We start from the raw sequence: 19,946 nt of genomic DNA on the forward strand, positions 1-19,946 counted from the left end.
CGGGCCTCAGCCGTCGAGGATGGCCCGCAAGGCGTCGATCGAGGGACGCCGGCCGCGCGCGACGTGCGCATAGGCCAGGGCCGCCGCGATCTCCTCCTCGCCGTTGCGGATGGCCTCGAGCATCGCGTCGTGCTCGGCGCGGTGCCCGTGGTCGCCGCGGAAGGTGGTGAGCCGGAACAGCCAGTGCACGCGGCCGGAGACCATGCGCATCAGCGACTTCAGCAGGCTGCTGCCGGTGAGCTCGAGCATGACCTCGTGGAAGCGCGCGCTGGCTGCCGCGATCCGGCGGTCGTCGCCGGAGAGGTGGGCCTCCTGGCTCTGCGCCAGCGCCTCGTCGAGCAGGGCGATGCCGTGCTCGGAGATGTGCCGGGCCGCGAGCCGCGCGACGAGGACCTCCAGCGCCTCGCGGACGTCGAAGAGCTCCTCGACGTCCGCGATGGTCAGCTGGCGCACGGTCGCACCCCGGCGCGGCCGGATCTCGACCAGGCCGTCGAACTCGAGCCGGCGCAGCGCCTCGCGGACCGGGATCCGGGAGACGTCGAGCAGGGTCGCGAGATGGACCTCGCGCAGCCGCTCGCCCGGGGCGAGGACGCCGGAGACGATGCGCTCGAGGAGGTCGACGTAGATCCGGTCGACCAGCAGGTCGTCCTCGAGCTCGTCGCCGTGGGTGTGCAGGGGCAGGCTCATCGACTACACCACGTTGACCTGGAGGCAGAGGGTGTTGAGCTCCTCGACGCCGGCACCGGTGACGATCACGGTGCCGCCGATGCTCACCCGCGCGCGGTCGCGGCAGGCGTTGGGCTCGAAGGCGAAGGCGACACCCGGCTCGATCACGAAGTCACCGTCGCGCGGGGTCGTGTGCGGGAGCGGTACGCCGGCCAGGGCGGGCTGCAGGTCGAGCCCGACGTGGGTCGCGCCGTTGTAGATCACCGGCGAGACCGTCTGCACCACGGGTCCCATGTTCCAGGCGCCTGCCTCTCGTAGCGGCCTCTCCATCACCTCGCACAGCTCGGCAAAGGTACCGCCCACGTGCAGGTAGTCCACACCGCGCCGGTAGGCCTCGACCGCGACGTCCTCCAGGCGCCGGTGGACGTCGTCGGGCTCGCCGATCGAGATCTCCACCTGCTGCTGGGACTCGAAGCCGCCGTACAGGGTGAACAGCTCGGCCCCGAAGACGTCGCCCTTCTCCAGCACTCGCGAGCCGCCGCCCATCCAGGGCCAGTCGGCGCCGGCCCAGCCGAGCCGCTCGGCGCCGCTGCGCTGCGGGCCGTTGAGCCACAGCCCGCCGGCGGCGGTGACCGACTGCATGCCGGCCGCGACGATCTCGGACTCGCGCACCCCGGGCCCGGCGGCCGCGATCATCGCCGCGCAGGCCGCCTCGCCGATGGCGGCGGAGTGCCGGATCATCGCCAGCTCCTCGTCGCTGTGCACGAGCATCAGCTGCTCGTACTCGGCGTGCAGGTCGACGAAGGTCGCCGCGGGGAGCCGCTCGAGGACGCGCTGCCAGGTGCCGAACGGGATGGTCCCGGCGATGCTGGCCGGCGCCCGGCTGCGCAGCCCGACGACGCCGATGGTCGCCGCGGTGAGCCCGAGGTCGGCCAGGACGTCGCCGAGCTGGTGGCCCGGCCGGGTCAGCCGCTGGTCGGCGACCCAGCGCTCGTAGCGGCTGCCGGGCTCGTCGAACCGGCCGAGCGTGATGTTGCCCGTCGGTACGACGGACACCGGGTCGCCGTGCCGCGGCAGGACGCAGTAGCTGCGGGTGCCCTCGTTGGTGAGGTAGCGGTCGAGCTGGTCGCGCCCCTGGCCCGAGACGAGGACGGCGTCGATGCCGCGCTCGTCCATGAGGGCGCGCAGGGCGGCGTAGCGCCGGTCCCGTTCGGCGGTCGTCACGGTGGGGAACTCGGTCACAGCGGTCTCCTCGTATACCAAATGGATGACGGCGCAGCCGGTGGCGTGTCGCCGATGGGAGCCCGTTTGGCGCCCAATCCCACGCTAGCAAGGCCCTCCGTAATATTTAAGTGCTTAGAAAGTTACATGAAAGGCTTGTGCGGATTGCCGGCCATGTGGTGTTGTATGTATACAGGCCGGGTGAGGTTGCTCACAGGCCGACCCGGACACAAGGAGCACGGAGTGAGCACGAATCGGACCAAGATGGCGCTCGGCCTCAGCCTCGCCGCCCTCGCCCTGGGAACCGTCACCGCTTGTGCTGCCGATCCCAGCAGCTCGGGGGCTGCCGGCGACACGACCCTCACCTTCGGCGTCGACGGGACGGTGCCGAGCATCGACCCCGTGCTCGCCGACAACAGCACCGTCGACCAGTCGGTGGTGCCGATGTACGAGTCGCTCGTCGACTACGACCCCGACGGCAGCCTCCAGGGCCGCCTCGCCACGTCCTGGAAGGTCGCCGACGACGCCCGCTCGGTCACCTTCACCCTGCGCGACGGCGCCGCCTTCCACGACGGCGCGCCGGTCACCGCCGAGGACGTGAAGTACACCTTCGACCGCGCGAAGAAGCTCGGCGTCGGCGTGGCCCAGTTCCTCTCCGACTACGCCTCGGCCGAGGTGGTCAGCCCGAGCGAGGTGAAGATCAACCTCGCCAGCCCGTCCTCGCTGTTCATCGGCGGCCTCGCGAAGGTCTACATCGTCAACGCGAAGCTGGTCGCGAAGAACGCGGGCACCGACGACGGGCAGACCTGGCTCGCGTCGAACGAGGCCGGCAGCGGCCCGTACACGCTCGACGACTTCAAGCCGAACCGGCAGATCATCTTCGAGAAGTACGACGACTTCACCGGCGAGGCCAACACCGCGGCCCCCGAGAAGATCGTCTACCGGCTGATCCCGGAGAGCTCGACCCAGCGCGAGGAGATGCTCGCCGGCAATATCGACGTCGCCGACGGCATCGAGCCGCAGGACCTGGAGGCGGTGCTGGAGCACGACGGGCTGACGTCGGTCGAGCTCGCCAAGGCCCAGGGCCTCTACGTCTACTTCAACACCCAGCGCGCGCCCTTCAACGACCCGAAGGTGCGCGAGGGCATCCGGCTCGCCTACGACTACCAGGCGCACGTGAAGACGATCCTCGGCGGTCACGGCGCCGTCGCCACGGGCGTCGCCCCGGCGGTGATGGACTGCCGCCCGGAAAGCGCCCCGTTCGAGCAGGACCTCGACCAGGCCCGCGAGCTGCTCAAGGGCCTCGCCGCGAGCGGCCAGGAGCTCAGCCTGGCCTACCAGTCGATCTTCGCCGAGCAGGCCGATGCCGCGACCGCGCTGCAGTCGACGCTGCGCGACCTCGGGGTGAAGGTGAAGCTCAAGACCGTCGACTACCCGACCTACATCGAGTCCCTCGGCTCGGTCGCGACCACGCCCGACATGGCGGTCATCTGGGACAACCCGCCCACGCCGGACGTCGGCAGCCTGCTCACCACCCGCTACCACTCGAAGTTCCGTGAGACCTCGACCAACTTCGGTCAGTACGGCAACCCGGCGATCGACGCCCTCCTCGACGAGGCCAACGCCACCGGCGACGCCGACACGCGCTGCGAGCTCTACAAGGAGGTCGAGCAGAAGCTGATCGACGACTCCGCGTCGATGCCCGTCGCCGACGAGGTGACCACGGTCGTCGTACCGACGACGGTCAAGGGCGTCGAGCTCTACCCCGCGCACACCGGCTACATGCCCCAGACCTACCAGGTCGAGGGCTGATCGTCTGATGGCTCCTTCGCTCCTCGCCCGCTACCTCACGCGGCGCCTCGCGCTGCTGGTCACCACGTTGTGGGGGGTCGTCACGATCGTCTTCGTCCTGATCAAGGCGATCCCCGGCGACGAGGCGCAGGCCGCCGCCGGCGTCACGGCTACCCCCGAGCAGGTGGAGGTCGTGCGCCAGCGGCTGGGTCTCGACGAGTCCCTGATCCGGCAGTACCTCGCGTACCTCGGGCGGCTGCTGCACGGCGACCTCGGCACGTCGATCTTCACGTTCCAGCCGGTGCTGGGCGACCTGCAGCAGCTGATCCCCTACACCCTCGAGCTCGTCGGGCTCGCCATGGTCATCAACCTGACCTGCGGCGTCCCGCTCGGGGTGTGGGCCGCCGCCCGGCACCGCACCCGGACCGACAACTCGGTACGGCTCGCGGCGATCTTCTGCGGCGCCCTGCCGACGTTCTGGCTCGCGATGATCGCCCAGACGGTGATCGGCCGCAAGCTCGGCGTGGTGCCCATCTCCGGGGTCTCGACCCTCGGCGTGGACGTGCCCCGGCGCACCGGCTTCCTCACCGTCGACAGCCTGCTCGCGGGCAACGTGACGGCCTTCTCCGACGCCCTGGCGCACCTGATCCTCCCCGCGGCCGTGCTCGCGATCCCGTTCATGTCCTTCGTCATCCGGGTCGTGCGCGGCTCGATGATCACTGCTCTGGAGGCCGACCACGTGACGGCGGCGCGGGCCAAGGGCGCCCGGGAGCGCACGGTGCTGCTGCAGCACGGACTGCGCAACTCGGTCGCCCCGGTCAGCACCCTGATCGGGCTGCAGGTCGGCTGGATGATGGGCGGCGCCGTGATGGTCGAGACGGTGTTCAGCCGCCCCGGCTTCGGCAGCTACCTGACCCAGGCCGTCGCCCAGAAGGACACGTTCGCCGTGCTCGGGATGGTGCTCGTCGTCGGCGTGATCGTCACCATCGTCGGCCTCGTGGTCGACCTCGTCCAGCTCGCCGCGGACCCACGCGTCCGCCTGCTCGAGACCCGGAGGGCCTCCGCATGACCGCCGTTGCCGCCAGCCACGCCGTGCCCCGGGCACGCCGGGTGCGCCGCCGGATCCCCTGGATCGACCGGATCGCCTACGGCACCGTCGTCCTGCTGCTCCTGCTCGCGATCCTCGGCCCGCTGCTCGCACCGCACGATCCCTACTTCGTCGACCTCGGCCAGGCCCTCAAGCCGCCCTCGGCCGCCCACCCGCTGGGTACCGACGGGCTCGGGCGCGACGTGCTGAGCCGGGCCCTCGCCGGTGCGCGCGCGTCGATCCTCGGCGCCCTGATGGCCGTCGCCGGTGCCGCGCTGATCGGGATCCTCGTCGCCTCGGTGGCCACGATCGGCGGCCGCTGGGTCGACGACATCCTGATGAGGTTCTGCGACATCACGCTGTCGCTGCCCGTGATGGTGATGGCGCTCGGCGTGGCCGTCGCGCTCGGGCCCAGCCTGCGCTCGGCGGTGATCGCGATGGTCGTGGCCTGGTGGCCGGGCTTCGCCCGCATCGCCCGGGCCGAGATGCGGACCGTCATCACCTCGCCGTACGTCGAGGCCGCGCGCGTCCTCGGCGCCGGCCGGTGGCGGGTCATGCTGCGCCACGTCCTGCCCAACTCGCTCGACGGCGTCTACGTCCAGGCCACGCTGGAGATCGGCGGAGCGACGCTCATCATGGCCGGCCTCTCCTTCGTCGGCGCCGGCGCGCAGCCGCCCAGCGCCGAGTGGGGAGCGATGGTCGAGACCGGCTCGCGCTACCTCACCAGCGCCTGGTGGATCTCCGTCGTCCCCGGCCTGCTCATCACCCTCACCGCGCTCGCCTTCGCGCTGACGGGCGACTCGCTGCGCAACCGCAACCACCCCGACGCGACGCTGTCATGAAAGGTCTCGACACCGTGAGCCTCAACATGGAGGTACCCGTCCCGGCGCCGGGCGAGGACCTCGCGCCCCGGCCGCTCCTGGAGGTCCGGGACCTGACCGTGAGCTACCCGGGTCCTACCGGACCCGTGGAGATCGTCTCCGGCTTCGACCTGACCGTCGCCCGCGGCGAGCGGGTCGCGCTGGTCGGCGAGTCCGGGTCCGGCAAGTCCGTCACGGCCCGGGCCCTGCTCCGGCTCGACCACCGTGCCACCGTGCGCGGCGAGGTCGTGCTCGACGGGACCGACCTGCTGACCCTCGACGCCCGCGCGATGCGGGCCCGTCGCGGCGACCGGATCGGCCTGATGCTCCAGGACCCGATGACCACCCTCAACCCGGTGCGCACGATCGGCAGCCAGGTGATGGAGTCGCTGCGGGTGCACGGCGTGGGCCGGGCCGAGGCGCGCCGCCGCGCGGTCGAGACGCTCGACCGGCTCGGCATCCCGGACGCCGCGCGCCGGATGCGGGCCTACCCGCACGAGTTCTCCGGCGGCATGCGGCAGCGGGTCTGCCTGGCGATGGCGATCGTCGCCCACCCGGACCTGCTGATCGCCGACGAGCCCACGACGGCGCTCGACGTCCGCGTCCAGGAGCAGGTGCTCTCGCTCATCGACTCGCTCGTCGTCGAGCTCGGCATGGGCGTCGTCCTGATCACCCACGACCTCGGCCTGGTCGCCGGGTTCGCCGACCGGGTGGCCGTGATGTACGCCGGCCGCGGCGTCGAGAGCGGCCCGGTGCACGACCTCTACCGCAGCCCGCGCCACCCCTACACGTCCGGGCTCCTGGCCTCGGTGCCGCGGGTCGACCGCGACGGGGCGCTCGCCCCGATCGCCGGCAGCCCCGCGCAGCCGACCTCGCGCCCCGGCGGGTGCGCGTTCCATCCCCGCTGCGCCCGTGCCGAGGCCGACTGCGCCGTGACCCTGCCCGAGGTACGACGCCTCGGCCCCGCCGACGTCGCCTGCCACCACCCGCTCGCCCTGGCGGGAGAGGGAACCCGATGAGTGAACCGACCAGCGTGCCGCCGATCCTGGCCGCGCAGGGCCTGACCAAGACGTTCGGCTCGCGCCGCGAGACGCAGCGTGCCGTCGACGACGTGAGCTTCGCGGTCGCGCCCGGCGCGATCCTCGGCATCGTGGGCGAGTCCGGCAGCGGCAAGTCCACCACCCTGCGCTGCGTCGTCGGCCTGGAGCGGGCCGAGGCGGGCGAGGTGCTGTTCGACGGGGTGCCGCTCGCCGGCGCCGACCGGGAGACCCGGCGCCGGTTCCGGCGCGACGTCCAGATGGTCTTCCAGGACCCGTACTCCAGCCTGAACCCGCGGATGACCGTCGAGTCGATCGTCGGCGAGGGTCTCGACATCCACCGGGTGGCGCGGACCAAGCAGGCCCGCCGCGACCGCGTGGTCGAGGTGCTCGAGCTCGTCGGCCTCGATGCCGCGATCCTCGACCGCTTCCCGCGGTCGTTCTCCGGCGGCCAGCGCCAGCGGATCGCGATCGCCCGCGCGCTCGCCGTCGGGCCGCGCGTCCTGGTCTGCGACGAGCCGGTGTCCGCGCTCGACGTGTCGGTGCAGGCGCAGGTGGTCAACCTGCTGCTCGACATGCAGCAGAAGCTCGGTCTCGCGGTGGTCTTCGTCGCCCACGACCTGGCCCTGGTGCGCCACCTGTGCCACGAGGTGATGGTGATGCAGCACGGCGTGGTGGTCGAGAACGGCGCGTGCGCCGACGTCTTCGACCGGCCGCAGCACGACTACACCAAGAGCCTGCTGGCCGCGATCCCGATCCCCGACCCGGAGCGCGACCGTGCCCGGCGGGCCGCCGCGGCGGCCGAGCGGAGGTCCGCATGAGCGCCCGCGTCGGGGCCGACGTCAAGCTGCCGTCGCCGCACCGCGCCCTCAAGGGCACCGTCGAGGCGTCGTGGGCCGAGGTGCTCGCCGACACCGCGGCGCAGGGCCTCGACGGCGTCCTGCTCCGGACGCTCTACGAGCTCTCGCCGACGCTGGACGCCGGCCTGCTCCGCGAGGTCGCCGACGCGGCCGCCGGGCAGGGGCTGTACCTCCAGCTGGGCGTCGGCAAGGTCAACCCCTACATGACCGCCGAGCTGCCCGAGATCCGCCGGCTCGGCGGCGGCAGCTACCTCACCGGCATGGAGCGCATGATCGAGGCCGCGGCCGCCATCGGCTGCCACGAGCTCTGGACGGCGACCGGGAACTTCCAGGCCGGGCTGCCCGGGCTGCACAAGAACGACCGTTACCGGCGCGACGCCCCGTGGGCCGACCAGATGGCGGCGACCGAGCGGCTGCTGCTGCAGCTGGCGCCGGTGCTGCGCGACTGCGGGTCGCACCTCAACCTCGAGACGCACGAGGAGATCGCCACCCCCGAGGTGGTGCGCCTCGTCGAGGCGGTCGGGCCCGACGTCATCGGCATCACCTTCGACAGCGCCAACGTCTACGTGCACGGCGAGACGGCCGAGGCGGCTGCGCGCCGGGTGGCGCCGTACACCCGGATGTGCCATCTGCGCGACGTCGCGCTCGTCCCGGGACCGGAGGCGCTCGACCGCTACCTGGTGCCGTGCGGCGAGGGCGTCATCGACTGGGCCGAGGTGCTCGGCGTGCTGCTCGGCGCCAACCCCGACCTCCACCTGACCATCGAGCCGGCAGGTCCCCACCAGCCGGCGATGCAGGTCTGGCACGACGACCCGCGCTGGCGGGCCGCGCACCCCGACCTGGATCCCCTGGAGCTTGACGCGGTCCTCGACCGCGTCGGTGCCTACGAGCACCACGTCCGCTCATTCGATCGTCCCGACGCAGCGTCGCTGCGGGCGGGCGGGCTGTTCACGCGGGAGGAATTCCTCCGCCGAAGTGCCGGGCACCTCCGCAGCGTCACCGCTGCCGGAGACCACACCCAACCGACGAAGGAGTACATCCCATGAGCACGACCGCGAGTGCGACGCAGGCCGACATCGCCGGACTGAAGAGCGCCGTCGACTGCCCTGTGATCCTGCCCGGAGAGCGCCACTACGACCTGGAGCGCCACGTCTGGAACGCCGACATCGACCGCTCCCCGGCGGCGATCGTGTCGTGCCGGACGGCGCAGGACGTCTCGCGCGCCCTGACCTGGTGCCTGCAGAACGGCTTCGAGGTCACCGTCCGCGGCGGCGGCCACAACCTCGCCGGCACGGCCGTCATCGACGGCGCCGTGCTGCTCGACACCGGCCCGATGAAGGACGTCACCTTCGACCACGCCGCGGGCACGGTCACCGCCGGGGCCGGCTGCCGGCTGGGCGACCTCGACCGCGCGTGCGCCGAGCACGGCGTCGTCGTCCCGGCAGGGACGGTCTCGCACACCGGCGTCGCCGGCCTCACGCTCGGCGGCGGAACCGGCTACCTGTCGCGGATGTACGGCCTGACCACCGACCACGTGGTCGAGGTCGAGTTCGTCGTCGCCGACGGCCGGATCCTGACCGTCAACGAGAACGAGCACCCCGAGCTGTTCTGGGCGGTGCGCGGCGCGGGCCACAACTACGGCATCGCGACCAAGTTCACCTTCCGCTACACGCCCTTCACGATGAAGGCCAACGTGCGCCAGGCGTTCTACGTGGGCGAGGACCGCAAGCGCGTCCTGCAGCACTTCCGCGACTGGAGCTACGACGCGCCGGACAACGTCGTCACCTACGCCCGCACGGTCGAGGTGCCGGACTTCTGGACCGTCGTGCCCGCGAAGTACCGGGGCAGCCAGGTCGTCTCGGTCGCCACCATCCACTGGGGTGACGCCGACGAGAGCCGCCGGCTCACCGACGCCATGATCGGCGCCGGTTCGCCGGTGTGGAGCACCGAGTACCAGGCGCCGCACGTCGAGCTCCAGGGTGCGTGCGACGACGACTTCCGGTACGGCGTGCGCCGGTACTGGAAGAACAGCATGCTCAACGAGTTCCCCGACGAGGCCATCGACACGGTGCTCAAGTGGTCCGACGCCTACCCGGGCCGGCCGCTCCAGGCGCGCTCGACGATCGCACCGCACTTCGCCTGCCCGTACCAGCTCTACCCCCGCGGTGGGCAGGCGGCGCGGGTCGACCCGATGGCCACCTCGACCAGCGACCGCACCTCGGCGAAGTTCATGGCGAGCGCGGGTGCCGAGTGGGAGTTCCCGTCGGAGGCGCCGGAGCTGATGGACTGGGTCTCGGCCTTCGACGCCGAGATGGACCCGTACAAGAACGGCACGTACATCAACTTCACGAGCGTCGCCGGCGACGAGTCGGCCGCGCGCTACGCCTACGGCGACAAGTACGACCGGCTGGTGGCGGTGAAGCGGGAGTACGACCCGCACAACGTCTTCCGCCGCGGTCTCGTGGACCTCTCGGACCACGCCGACGGCGAGGGGGACGAGAAGGGCACTGACGATGCCGGTGCCTGAACCGGTCTTCCGGATCGGGACGGACAGCTCGAAGTTCCCGGCGCCGCCGGGCACCGACGCCGCCTGGCTGCTGGAGCGTGCGGCGAAGGCCGGCCTGGAGGGAGTCTTCTTCAGGTCGGCCCTCGAGCTGAGCCCGACGCTGGACGTCGGCGAGCTCACCGCGCTGCGGCAGCAGGCCGACGAGCTGGGCCTCTACCTCGAGGTCGGTGCCGCGAAGATCAACCCCTTCGCGGCGCCGGAGACCCCGGAGATCCGGGTGCTCGGCGACGGCGACTACCTGACCGGCGTCGAGCGGATCGTGGCGGCCTGCGCGGCCGCCGGCATCCACGAGATCTGGGCGGCGACGGCGAACTACAAGTTCGACCTCGCCGGCCGGCTCGCGTGCGACCGCTACCGCACCGACGTCACCTGGAACGACCAGCTGCGCGCGACCGGCAAGGTGATGGCCGAGATCGGCCCGGTGCTGCGCGAGCACGGCTCGCACCTCAACATCGAGACGCACGAGGAGATCACCACCTTCGAGCTCGTCCGTCTGGTCGAGGAGGCGGGTCCCGACGCGTTCGGGATCACCTTCGACACGGCCAACGTGCTGATCCGCGGGGAGGACCCGGTCGCCGCGGCGCGCCGGGTCGCGCCGTACACGCGGCAGACGCACGTGCGCGACGGCGCGCTGTTCTTCACCGAGCAGGGCCTGTGCCGGGTGCTCGCACCGTGCGGTCAGGGCGTCATCGACTGGCCGGCGCTGCTGTCGGCGCTGGTGGCCGCGCCCCGGCGGGCGCTGTCGATCGAGGGCATCATGGGCCGGCGCTTCCAGCTGCCGATCCCGATCCACGACCCGCTCTGGCACGCCGGCCAGCCCGACATGACGACGGTCGAGCTGGCCGAGCTGGTCCGCCTCGCGCGCGAGCACGAGGCCGCCGTCGCCCGGGGGGAGCGTCGCTCGCTCGCGTCGCTGGCCGAGCCGGCCGACGACGAGGAACGCGAGCGGTTCGTGCTCGACAGCGTCGCGCACCTGCGCGCCGTCGCCGCGCAGATCGGTGCGGACGCGGTGTGACGACGCGGCCGCTGCTACGGCTGGGCGGCGAGGATCGAGTCCTCGAGCCGCTGCAGCAGAGCGGCGAGCTGGTCGGCATCGGCGGCGTCGATGCCGGCCAGCAGGTGGTGCTCGTTGGCCAGGTGGGTCCCGATGGCCTCGTCGATGAGCGCCAGGCCCTCGGGCGTGAGCTGGGAGTGGACCACCCGGCGGTCGTGGGTGTCGCGGATCCGGGTGATCAGTCCGGCCTGCTCGAGCTTGTCGAGCCGGAACGTGATGCCCGCCGACGACAGCAGCGACTCCGCGGCCAGCTCGGTGCCCGACATCCGGTACGGCGCGCCCGCCCGGCGCAGTGCCGCGAGCACGTCGAACGAGGCGGGGTTGAGGCCGAAGTCCTCGAAGGACCGGGTGATGACGGCCTGGTAGCGCAGGTAGACGCGGTGCACGCGGCCGAAGAGCGCGATCGGCGAGGGGTCGAGGTCCGGGCGCTGCTCGCGCCACTGCTGCACGAACCGGTCGACGTCGGAGAGCTCAGCGTCCTGGGCGGCCATGGAGCGGATGTTAACGACGTTTCGGCAACTTCTTCCAGCCAACATGCTTGACAGTTAATCATTAAGTCCTTAAAGATTAAGACCTAAGCAAAGGAGCGGACATGGATCAGCCCGTCGTACGACTGCACTCGCTGCGGTCGGTCCAGCTCGGCGTCCCGGACGTCGCCGCGTGCAGTGACTTCTACTCCGAGGTCTGGGGTCTCTCGGTCGTCGAGCGCGACAGCGACGACACCTGGCTGCGCGGCACGGGCGCCCAGCACCACGTGCTCCAGCTCAGCCGCTCCGAGCGCAACGCGCTCGGCCGGATCAGCTTCGCGGTCCGTACGCCCGCCGAGGTCGACGCCGCGGCGCGCCGGCTCGTGGCCCAGGGCGTGCCGCTGCTGCGCGAGCCCGGCCCTCTCGACGACCCCGCGGCCGGCTACGGCCTGGTCCTGGTCGACCCCGAGGGACGCCGGGTCGAGCTCAGCGCCGACACCCACTCCGTCACGCCGCGCAGCCGGGACCTCCCGGTCCCGGTCGGCGTCACCCACGTCGTGCTCAACACCGTCGACATCGACCGCGCCGTCGCCTTCTACACGCAGGTCCTCGGCATGCGGGTCTCCGACTGGTCCGAGCACCAGATGGCCTTCCTGCGGTGCAACACCGACCACCACAGCATCGCCTTCAACCAGGCGGCCTGGACCTCGGTCAACCACGTCGCCTACGAGATGGGCTCGATGGACCACTTCATGCGGGGCATCGGCTCCCTGAAGCACCACGGGATCACCCCGCTGTGGGGACCGGGCCGGCACGGCCCGGGCAACAACACCTTCTCCTACTTCGCCGACCCGGCCGGTCTCGTCTGCGAGTACACCTCCGACGTCGCCCAGGTCGTCGAGGACCAGTGGCTGTGCCGCGTGTGGCGCCGGGTGCCCGAGCTGTCCGACCTGTGGGGGACGGCGGGCCCGCCGTCGACGGACGTCCGCACCCACATGGCCGGCATCGAGGACCGCGGCGCGCTCGCGGTGGACGCCGCCGGCCTGGTGACGCCGTGACCGCGCGGACCGCGCGGACCGCCGAACCGATCCGCGTCGCCGTGATCGGCGGCGGGGCGATCGGCGCGAGCGTCATCGCGGCGCTCCTGCGCGGTGACGTGCCGGGCGTCGTCCCGGTGGGCGTCGTCGACGGCCAGCCGGTCGGCGACCTCGGGGTGCCCCAGCTGCGGATGGACGCGGCGCTCGACGAGGCCGACGTCGTGGTGGAGTGCGCCGGTCAGGCGGTCGTCGCCCAGCGCGCGGTCGAGATCCTCGAGCGCGGGATCGACCTGCTGATCACCTCGGTGGGCGCCCTGACCGACCCCGACCTGGCTGCCGCGGTCCGCGCCGCGGGCCCGGGCCGCTTCCTGCTCACCGCCGGTGCCATCGGCGGGCTGGACATCCTCTCCTCCGCCGCGGCGCACGGCCCGCTGACCCGGGTCGAGGTGACCACCAGCAAGCTGCCGGCCACCCTCGTGCAGCCCTGGATGGACGACCACGACGTCGACCTGCTGCGGGTCACCACCGAGCCCGTCGAGGTGTTCCGCGGCAGCGCTCGCGAGGCGACCCGGCTGTTCCCGCGCTCCCTCAACGTCGCGGCGACCCTCGGCTGGGTGGCCGGCGACTTCGATCTCGTCGACGTCCGCCTGGTCGCCGACCCTGCCGCCGAGCTGACCTGTCACCGGGTGGTCGCCGAGGGCGCCGCCGGCCGCTACACGTTCACGATCGAGAACCTCCCGTCACCGCAGAACCCCCGCACCAGCGGCGTCGTCCCGCACGCCGTGATCCGCTCGCTCGCCGCCCTGGTGGGCCGGCCCAGCGGGGTGGTCTAGGTGGTCCTCGCCTTCCGGCAGGCCGGAACCGGGGCTCCGACCGTCCTGCTGCACGGCATCGGCTCCTCGTCTGTCGCCTTCCGGCCGCAGCTCGCGGCCCTCGCCGACGAGCTGCGGATGGTCGCCTGGGACGCCCCGGGCTATGCGGCGTCCTCGGACCCCGAGGACCCGCTCGACATCGACGGGTACGTCGCCCGGGTCGAGGCGCTGGCCCGCGACCGGTTCGGCGACCAGCCGGTGCACCTCGTGGGCGTCTCGTGGGGAGGCGTCCTCGCGCTGCGCACGGCCGCGACCCGGCCGGCGCTGGTGCGCAGCCTGGTCGTGATCGGCGCCAGCCTCGGCTCGGGGGTCGACCCCGAGCGGGCCCAGCAGATGCACGAGCGCGTCGCCGAGCTCGAGCGCGTGGGCAGCGCCCGCCTGGCGCGCCGGCGCGGGCCGCGACTGCTCTCGCCGGGGGCCGACCCGCAGCTCGTCGAGCAGGTCGTCGGCACGATGGCCGCCGCGCTGCGCCCGGCGGGCTACTCCTCGGCGGCCGCGGTGATGGCGACGACCGACCTGACCGAGGACGTCGCCCGGATCGTCGCCCCCACGCTCGTCCTGGCCGGTGCCGCCGACGAGGTCACCGGACCCGCACGGGCCCGGGAGATCGCGGACCGGATCCCGGGGGCCGCGCTCGCGCTCGTCCCGGGCGCCGGACACCTCGCCAACCAGGAGCGCCCTGCCCTGGTCAACGCCTGGCTCCGCGGGTTCACCCGCGCGGCCGACCTCGTGGCCGCCGCGCTGCCCGGCGACCTCGACCCCGATGCACGAATCCACGAGAGGAACATCCGATGACCCTGCAGTACGACACCGCCGCCGACCTGGCGGAGTTCACCGACTCCCTCATCCTCACCAAGGCGACCCGCCACGAGGACTGGGACACCCTGGGCTTCCAGGCCAAGGCCGGCGACCAGTTCCGCCGTGCCCAGATCCGCTACGTGGGCTCCGGCGCCACCGGCAACCACGAGAGCGACCACCGCACGATCACCTCCCGCGGGTTCACGTTCTCGAACATGCTGCTGCCGCCGGGCGCCGAGGGCCCCGAGCACACCCACCACGACGCCGAGGAGGCCTTCTTCGTCCTCGAGGGCGAGGTCGAGGTCGGCATCCACCGCGACGGCCAGGTGGTCAAGCGCACCCTCGGCTACCGCGACATGATCGTCGTCCCGGCCGGCGTCCCGCGCAGCCTGAAGAACAACGGCGAGCGCGACGCCCTCTTCTGCGTCGTCATCGGCGCCCAGAAGCCGCAGGTCCCGACCTACCCCGAGACGTCGGCCATGCACGGCGTCACCCGGGACTGATCCCGGTGGACCTGGGGCTGCACGGCCGCACCTACCTCGTCACCGGGGGCAGCTCGGGGGTGGGACTCGCCACCGTCGAGCTGCTCCTGGCCGAGGGCGCGCGCGTGGTCACGTGCGGGCGTCGCGCCGACGCGCTCGACTCCGCGGCGGCATCGCTCGGGGCGCCCGAGCGCCTGCTGACCCAGGTCTGCGATGTCCGGGACGCCACCGCCGTGGCGGCGCTCGTCGCCGCGGCGGGGGAGGCCTTCGGTGGCCTCGACGGCGTCGTCAACAACGCCGGGCAGTCCCGGATGGCGGGCCTCGCGGATGTCGTCGCCGCCGACTTCCTCGACGAGCTCGACCTCAAGTTCAGCAGCGTCCTCAACGTGCTCGGCGAGGCGCTGCCGTGGCTGGAGAAGTCCGCCGCCGCGTCGGTGGTCAACGTCAACGCCGTCCTCGCCAAGCAGCCCGAGCCGCGGCTGGTGACGACGTCGGCGGCGCGGGCCGGGCTGCTCAACCTCACCAAGTCGATGTCGCTCGAGTACGCCGCGCGCGGCGTCCGGGTGAACTCGGTGTGCCTCGGCCTCGTCGACACCGGCCAGTGGCGCCGGCGCTACGAGAGCTCGGGCGACGAGCGCGACTACGCCGCCTGGGAGCACGACATCGCCACCGACCGCGGGATCGCGCTCGGCCGTTTCGGCCGGGCCGACGAGGTCGCCGCGGCGATCGCGTTCCTGCTGTCGCCCCGGTCGTCGTACGTGACCGGCGCCGCGCTCGACGTCTGCGGCGGCGTGTCCCGCGGCTTGTTCTGACCCACCCCTCTCTCCCGAAGGAGCACCATGACCAGCCCGGCACCGGCCCGCACCGGCGGCGACCTGCTCGTCGACCTGCTGCGCCGACACGACGTCGACACGGTGTTCGGCATCGTCAGCGTCCACAACCTGCCGCTGGTCGAGGCTGTCGCCCGCGACCTGCGGTTCGTGCCCGTGCGGCACGAGGCGACCGCAGTCAACGCGGCCGACGGGTACGCCCGGGCCCGCGGCGGGCTGGGCTGCGCGCTCACCAGCACCGGCACCGGAGCCGGCAACGCCGCCGGCTCGCTCGTCGAGTCGCTCAGCGCGGGGACCTCGGTCCTGCACGTCACCGGGCAGGTCGACACCCCCTACCTCGGCTCGGGTCGCGGCTTCATCCACGAGACCAAGGACCAGCTCGGCATGCTGGCCGCCGTCTCGAAGCACGCCGCGACGATCCGCGACACCGCGACCGCCGGCGCCGTCCTGGCGGAGGCGGTCGGGCACGCGCTGGCCGCGCCCGGCGGCCCGGTCAGCGTCGAGTGGCCGATCGACCTGCAGTACGCCGTCCCCGGCGCGCTGCCCGCCGCGCCGGAACCGGCCGCGACGGAGCCGGAGCCCGTCGACCCGGTCCGCGTCGCGGAGGTGATCAGCCTGCTGCGGGCCAGCGAGCGCCCGGCGATCTGGGCCGGCGGCGGCGTCGCCCGGGCCGGCGCCCCGCTGCGCCGCCTGGTCGAGCTGACCGGCGCGGCCCTGTTCACCAGCAACTCCGGCCGCGGCGGCGTCCCCGAGGACCATGAGCTGTGCGTGGGCAACTACGCCACCGCCCCGGCCGGGCGCGCGCTGCTGGCCGACGCCGACCTGCTGCTCAGCATCGGCACGCACTTCCGGTCCAACGAGACCGGCGACTACGGGCTCGTCGTCCCGGCCGAGCACGTGCAGGTCGACCTCGACCCGGCTGCGATCGGACGGGTGTTCCCGGCGACGCTGGGTGTCGTCGGCGATGCCGCGACCTTCCTGGACGCGGTCCTCGACGGCCTGGTCGCCGCCGCCGCGCAGCCCCGGTCGGCGTGGGCCGAGCGGGTGCGGGTCACCCGGGCCACGGTGCGCGAGACGCAGCGGGCCGGGCTCGGCGAGCACGCCCTGTTCGCCGACGCGCTGCGCAAGGTGCTGCCTCGGGACGCCGTCGTCGCGCGCGACGTCACCATCGCGTCCAGTGCGTGGGGCAACCGCCTGCTCGAGATGCACGACGTGCGCAGCAACGTCTTCCCCCGCGGCGGCGGCATCGGCCAGGGGCTCGGCATGGCCATCGGCGCGGCGCTCGCGCGCCCGGACGTCCCGACCGTCGGCATCGTCGGCGACGGCGGGCTCGCCGTCCACCTGGGCGAGCTGACCACGCTGGCGCAGGAGGCGCCGTGGCTGGTGCTCGTCGTGTTCAACGACGGCGGCTACGGCGTGCTGCGCAACATGCAGGAGTCGCTCGGCCGGCCGCGCTCCGGCGTCGACCTGCTGACCCCCGACTACGCCGCGCTCTGCGGCTCGATGGGCCTCACCCATCTGCGCATCACCGAGCCCGGCGCCGTCGCCGCGACCTTCGAGCAGGCCGTCGCGCACGGCGGCCCGGTCGTCGTCGAGGTCGACCTCGCGTCGTACCCGCCGATGCCGCGGCCGTTCACCCCGCCCGTCCACGTCCCAGGAGCAGCATCATGACCGATCGTCTGGCCCCGCAGGGGCGGATCCTCGTCGGCGGCGAGTGGGTGGTCGGCTCGGGCGCCGACCTGGTCGCCACCGACCCCGCCGACGGCACCACCGTCGCCACCCTGGCCGGCGCGACGCCGGACGACGTCGACACCGCCGTCCGCCGCGGTACGGCGGCGCGGTCGGCCGCCGCCTGGCGCGCGATGCTCCCGCACCAGCGGGCCCGCTACCTGGCGCGCACCGCGGACCTGATCGAGGCGCGCAGCGAGCAGCTCGCCGTCCTCCAGAGCCGCGACAACGGCAAGCCGCTGGCCGAGACCCGGGCGCTCGTCGCCAGCGCCGCCGGCACGTTCCGCTACGTCGCCGCCGTGCTCGAGACCGAGGAGGGGGCGATCCCGCCCTCCCGCGGCGACTACCTCGCGTTCTCCGTGCACGAGCCGATCGGCGTGGTCGGCGCGATCACCCCGTGGAACAGCCCGATCGCCTCCGACGCCCAGAAGGTCGCGCCCGCGCTGGCCGCCGGCAACGCCGTGGTCCTCAAGCCCGCCGCGTGGACGCCGCTCCTCGCGCTCGAGCTGGGTGCGCTGCTGCTGGAGGCGGGGCTGCCCGAGGGGCTGGTCAGCGTCCTCCCCGGGCCGGGCCGGACGGTCGGCCAGGCGCTGGTCGAGCACCCCGGCGTCGGGCACCTGTCGTTCACGGGCGGCACCGACACCGGCCGGGCCCTCGCGGCCACCGCCGCCGGCCTGCTCAAGACGACGTCGCTCGAGCTCGGCGGCAAGTCACCCACGATCGTGCTGCCGGACGCCGACCTCGACCTCGCGGTCAACGGCATCCTCTTCGGCATCTTCAGCTCGCAGGGTCAGTCCTGCATCGCCGGCTCGCGGCTGTTCGTCCACGACAGCGTGTACGACGAGGTCGTCGCCCGCATCGCGGAGCGGGCCGACGCCCTGCGGGTCGGGCACCCCCGGGCCGAGGGCACCCAGCTCGGCCCCCTCATCACCGCCTCGCACCGCGACTCCGTCGAGCGCTTCATCGCCGGCGGGCTCGCCGCGGGCGGGACGCTGCGGGCCGGCGGCGTGCGGCCGGACGACCCCGCGCTGGCGGCCGGCAGCTACCTGCGCCCGACCGTGATCGACGGGCTCCCGGCCGATGCCGAGATCGTCCGCGAGGAGGTCTTCGGCCCGGTCCTGGTCGCGCTGCGCTGGCGCGACGAGGCCGAGCTCGTCGCGGCCGCCAACGACACGGCCTACGGCCTCGCCTGCGGCATCTGGACCCGCGACTTCGCCCGCGCCTGGCGCCTGGGCCGGGCCATCGACGCCGGCACGGTGTGGGTCAACACCTACAAGCAGCTGTCGATCGCCTCGCCCTTCGGCGGGGTCAAGGACAGCGGCTCGACGCGCGAGAAGGGTCTCGGCGTGATCCGCGCGTACCAACGTCAGAAGAGCATCTATCTGGGGACGTCCGGGCCGATCGCCTGGGCCGACTGACCGATTGCGATCGAAAGGGCAGGACGAGAAATGAGCGTGCACGTCGGCATCGTCGGAGGCGGCATCGGTGGTCTGGCCGCCGCGATCGGGCTCCGCGCCCAGGGCATCGAGGTCACGGTGTTCGAGCAGGCACCCGAGTTCGGCCGGGTCGGCGCGGACATCAACCTGACGCCGAACGCGGTCCGGGCCCTCGACGGGCTCGGGGGCAGCGTCGGCGCCGCGATCCGGGACACGGCCGCGCGGCCGTCGTACCGGATCAGCCGGACGTGGGACAGCGGCGAGGAGACCTCGCGCCTGGAGATGGGCGACGCCGCCGAGCGCAAGTACGCCGCCCCGCAGCTGACCATCCACCGCGCCGACCTGCTCTCGGCGCTCGAGACCGCGCTGCCGGCCGAGGTGATCCGGCTCGGCCACCGCCTCACCGGCCTCGCGCAGGAGGACGCGGGCCCGGTCCGCCTGGAGTTCGACGGCGGTGCCGCCGCGGAGGTCGACCTCGTCGTGGGCGCCGACGGCATCCACTCCAGCGTCCGCTCGGCCCTGTTCGGCAAGGAGAGCCCGGACTTCACCGGCGTCGTCGCGTTCCGCGCCGTCGTCCCGACCGAGCGGTTGGACGTGCCGGACCTCGGCGCCTTCACCAAGTGGTGGGGGCCCGACCCGGAGACCCAGATCGTCACCTTCCCGCTCAACCGGGGCCGCGACACCTTCGTCTTCGCGACCACCCCGCAGGAGTCGTGGACCGAGGAGTCGTGGACGACGCCCGGCGACGTCGTCGAGCTCCGCGCGATGTACGAGCACTTCCACCCGGACGCCCGCGCGCTCCTCGACGCCTGCGACAGCGTGCTCAAGTCGGCCCTGTACGTGCGCGACCCTCTGCCCCGCTGGTCGGTCGGGCGCGCCACCCTGCTGGGCGACGCGGCGCACCCGATGATGCCGTTCATGGCGCAGGGCGCCGCGATGTCCATCGAGGACGCCGTGGTGCTCACCCGCGCGGTGGCCGGCGGGCTCGGCGGCGTCGAGCAGGCCCTGAAGGCGTACGAGACCGCCCGGCTGCCGCGCACCAGCCGCATCCAGATCGGCTCGCGCGGCAACACCTGGCTCAAGACGGCCGGCGACGCCGACTGGGTCTACGCCTACGACGCGTGGAGCGCCGAGCTGGGCTGACGCCCGCCGGA

19 protein-coding genes are annotated in these 19,946 nt (G+C 73.0%); 16 read left to right on the forward strand and 3 right to left on the reverse strand.

The window, feature by feature from the left end; translation table 11 throughout:
- Positions 1-6: 6 nt before the first annotated feature.
- Complete coding sequence (locus tag CCO04_RS00270) at positions 7-687, reverse strand: GntR family transcriptional regulator (protein ID WP_215812097.1); 681 nt, start codon at positions 685-687, stop codon at positions 7-9.
- Positions 688-690: 3 nt separating this feature from the next.
- A complete protein-coding gene (locus tag CCO04_RS00275; RefSeq protein ID WP_215812098.1) occupies positions 691-1,908 on the reverse strand; it encodes an aminopeptidase P family protein in 1,218 nt (405 codons plus the stop codon).
- A gap of 222 nt (positions 1,909-2,130) precedes the next feature.
- On the opposite strand from CCO04_RS00275, the gene CCO04_RS00280 reads away from it, so the two are divergent.
- The 8 genes from CCO04_RS00280 to CCO04_RS00315 are packed head-to-tail and all read left to right on the forward strand — an operon-like array spanning position 2,131 to position 11,103.
- Complete coding sequence (locus CCO04_RS00280; protein WP_215812099.1) at positions 2,131-3,699, forward strand: ABC transporter substrate-binding protein; 1,569 nt, start codon at positions 2,131-2,133, stop codon at positions 3,697-3,699.
- Positions 3,700-3,706: 7 nt separating this feature from the next.
- Positions 3,707-4,747 (forward strand): ABC transporter permease, encoded by a 1,041-nt coding sequence (locus tag CCO04_RS00285; protein ID WP_215812100.1) that lies wholly within the window; start codon positions 3,707-3,709, stop codon positions 4,745-4,747.
- Complete coding sequence (locus CCO04_RS00290) at positions 4,744-5,607, forward strand: ABC transporter permease (protein WP_215812101.1); 864 nt, start codon at positions 4,744-4,746, stop codon at positions 5,605-5,607. The genes CCO04_RS00285 and CCO04_RS00290 overlap by 4 nt, the downstream gene beginning before the upstream one ends.
- Positions 5,604-6,644 (forward strand): ABC transporter ATP-binding protein, encoded by a 1,041-nt coding sequence (locus CCO04_RS00295; protein ID WP_215812102.1) that lies wholly within the window; start codon positions 5,604-5,606, stop codon positions 6,642-6,644. The genes CCO04_RS00290 and CCO04_RS00295 overlap by 4 nt, the downstream gene beginning before the upstream one ends.
- Complete coding sequence (locus CCO04_RS00300; protein ID WP_215812103.1) at positions 6,641-7,483, forward strand: ATP-binding cassette domain-containing protein; 843 nt, start codon at positions 6,641-6,643, stop codon at positions 7,481-7,483. Before CCO04_RS00295 ends, CCO04_RS00300 begins: the two co-directional genes overlap by 4 nt.
- The gene (locus CCO04_RS00305) at positions 7,480-8,568 is read left to right on the forward strand and encodes a sugar phosphate isomerase/epimerase (RefSeq protein WP_215812104.1); all 1,089 of its coding nucleotides are present in this window, start codon (positions 7,480-7,482) and stop codon (positions 8,566-8,568) included. The genes CCO04_RS00300 and CCO04_RS00305 overlap by 4 nt, the downstream gene beginning before the upstream one ends.
- A complete protein-coding gene (locus CCO04_RS00310) occupies positions 8,565-10,049 on the forward strand; it encodes an FAD-binding oxidoreductase (RefSeq protein ID WP_215812105.1) in 1,485 nt (494 codons plus the stop codon). The genes CCO04_RS00305 and CCO04_RS00310 overlap by 4 nt, the downstream gene beginning before the upstream one ends.
- The gene (locus CCO04_RS00315) at positions 10,042-11,103 is read left to right on the forward strand and encodes a sugar phosphate isomerase/epimerase (protein WP_215812106.1); all 1,062 of its coding nucleotides are present in this window, start codon (positions 10,042-10,044) and stop codon (positions 11,101-11,103) included. The genes CCO04_RS00310 and CCO04_RS00315 overlap by 8 nt, the downstream gene beginning before the upstream one ends.
- Before the next feature lie 14 nt (positions 11,104-11,117).
- On the opposite strand, the gene CCO04_RS00320 is transcribed toward CCO04_RS00315, so the two are convergent.
- On the reverse strand, positions 11,118-11,633 hold the full coding sequence (locus CCO04_RS00320) for a MarR family winged helix-turn-helix transcriptional regulator (RefSeq protein ID WP_215812107.1): 516 nt from the start codon (positions 11,631-11,633) through the stop codon (positions 11,118-11,120).
- Positions 11,634-11,734: 101 nt separating this feature from the next.
- Here CCO04_RS00320 and CCO04_RS00325 point away from each other — a divergent pair, with 101 nt between their 5' ends.
- The 8 genes from CCO04_RS00325 to CCO04_RS00360 are packed head-to-tail and all read left to right on the forward strand — an operon-like array spanning position 11,735 to position 19,935.
- On the forward strand, positions 11,735-12,667 hold the full coding sequence (locus CCO04_RS00325) for a VOC family protein (protein WP_215812108.1): 933 nt from the start codon (positions 11,735-11,737) through the stop codon (positions 12,665-12,667).
- The gene (locus tag CCO04_RS29560; RefSeq protein WP_215812109.1) at positions 12,664-13,479 is read left to right on the forward strand and encodes an aspartate dehydrogenase domain-containing protein; all 816 of its coding nucleotides are present in this window, start codon (positions 12,664-12,666) and stop codon (positions 13,477-13,479) included. The genes CCO04_RS00325 and CCO04_RS29560 overlap by 4 nt, the downstream gene beginning before the upstream one ends.
- Entirely contained in the window at positions 13,480-14,313 is an 834-nt protein-coding gene (locus CCO04_RS00335) for an alpha/beta fold hydrolase (protein WP_215812110.1), read from the forward strand. It begins immediately after the preceding gene.
- Positions 14,310-14,819 carry a cupin domain-containing protein gene (locus CCO04_RS00340; protein WP_215812111.1) on the forward strand — a complete coding sequence of 170 codons (510 nt, stop codon included), beginning with the start codon at positions 14,310-14,312 and terminating at the stop codon, positions 14,817-14,819. Before CCO04_RS00335 ends, CCO04_RS00340 begins: the two co-directional genes overlap by 4 nt.
- A 5-nt stretch (positions 14,820-14,824) precedes the next feature.
- Positions 14,825-15,610, forward strand: a complete 786-nt coding sequence (locus tag CCO04_RS00345) for an SDR family oxidoreductase (protein ID WP_215812112.1) — start codon at positions 14,825-14,827, stop codon at positions 15,608-15,610.
- A gap of 27 nt (positions 15,611-15,637) precedes the next feature.
- Positions 15,638-17,299 (forward strand): thiamine pyrophosphate-binding protein, encoded by a 1,662-nt coding sequence (locus CCO04_RS00350; RefSeq protein WP_215812113.1) that lies wholly within the window; start codon positions 15,638-15,640, stop codon positions 17,297-17,299.
- Positions 17,296-18,774, forward strand: a complete 1,479-nt coding sequence (locus CCO04_RS00355) for an aldehyde dehydrogenase family protein (protein WP_215812114.1) — start codon at positions 17,296-17,298, stop codon at positions 18,772-18,774. Before CCO04_RS00350 ends, CCO04_RS00355 begins: the two co-directional genes overlap by 4 nt.
- 30 nt (positions 18,775-18,804) lie before the next feature.
- Entirely contained in the window at positions 18,805-19,935 is a 1,131-nt protein-coding gene (locus CCO04_RS00360; RefSeq protein WP_215812115.1) for an FAD-dependent monooxygenase, read from the forward strand.
- Positions 19,936-19,946: the final 11 nt, after the last annotated feature.

Origin of the sequence: Pimelobacter sp. 30-1 (assembly GCF_018831735.1) — a bacterium.
Taxonomy (GTDB): domain Bacteria; phylum Actinomycetota; class Actinomycetes; order Propionibacteriales; family Nocardioidaceae; genus Nocardioides.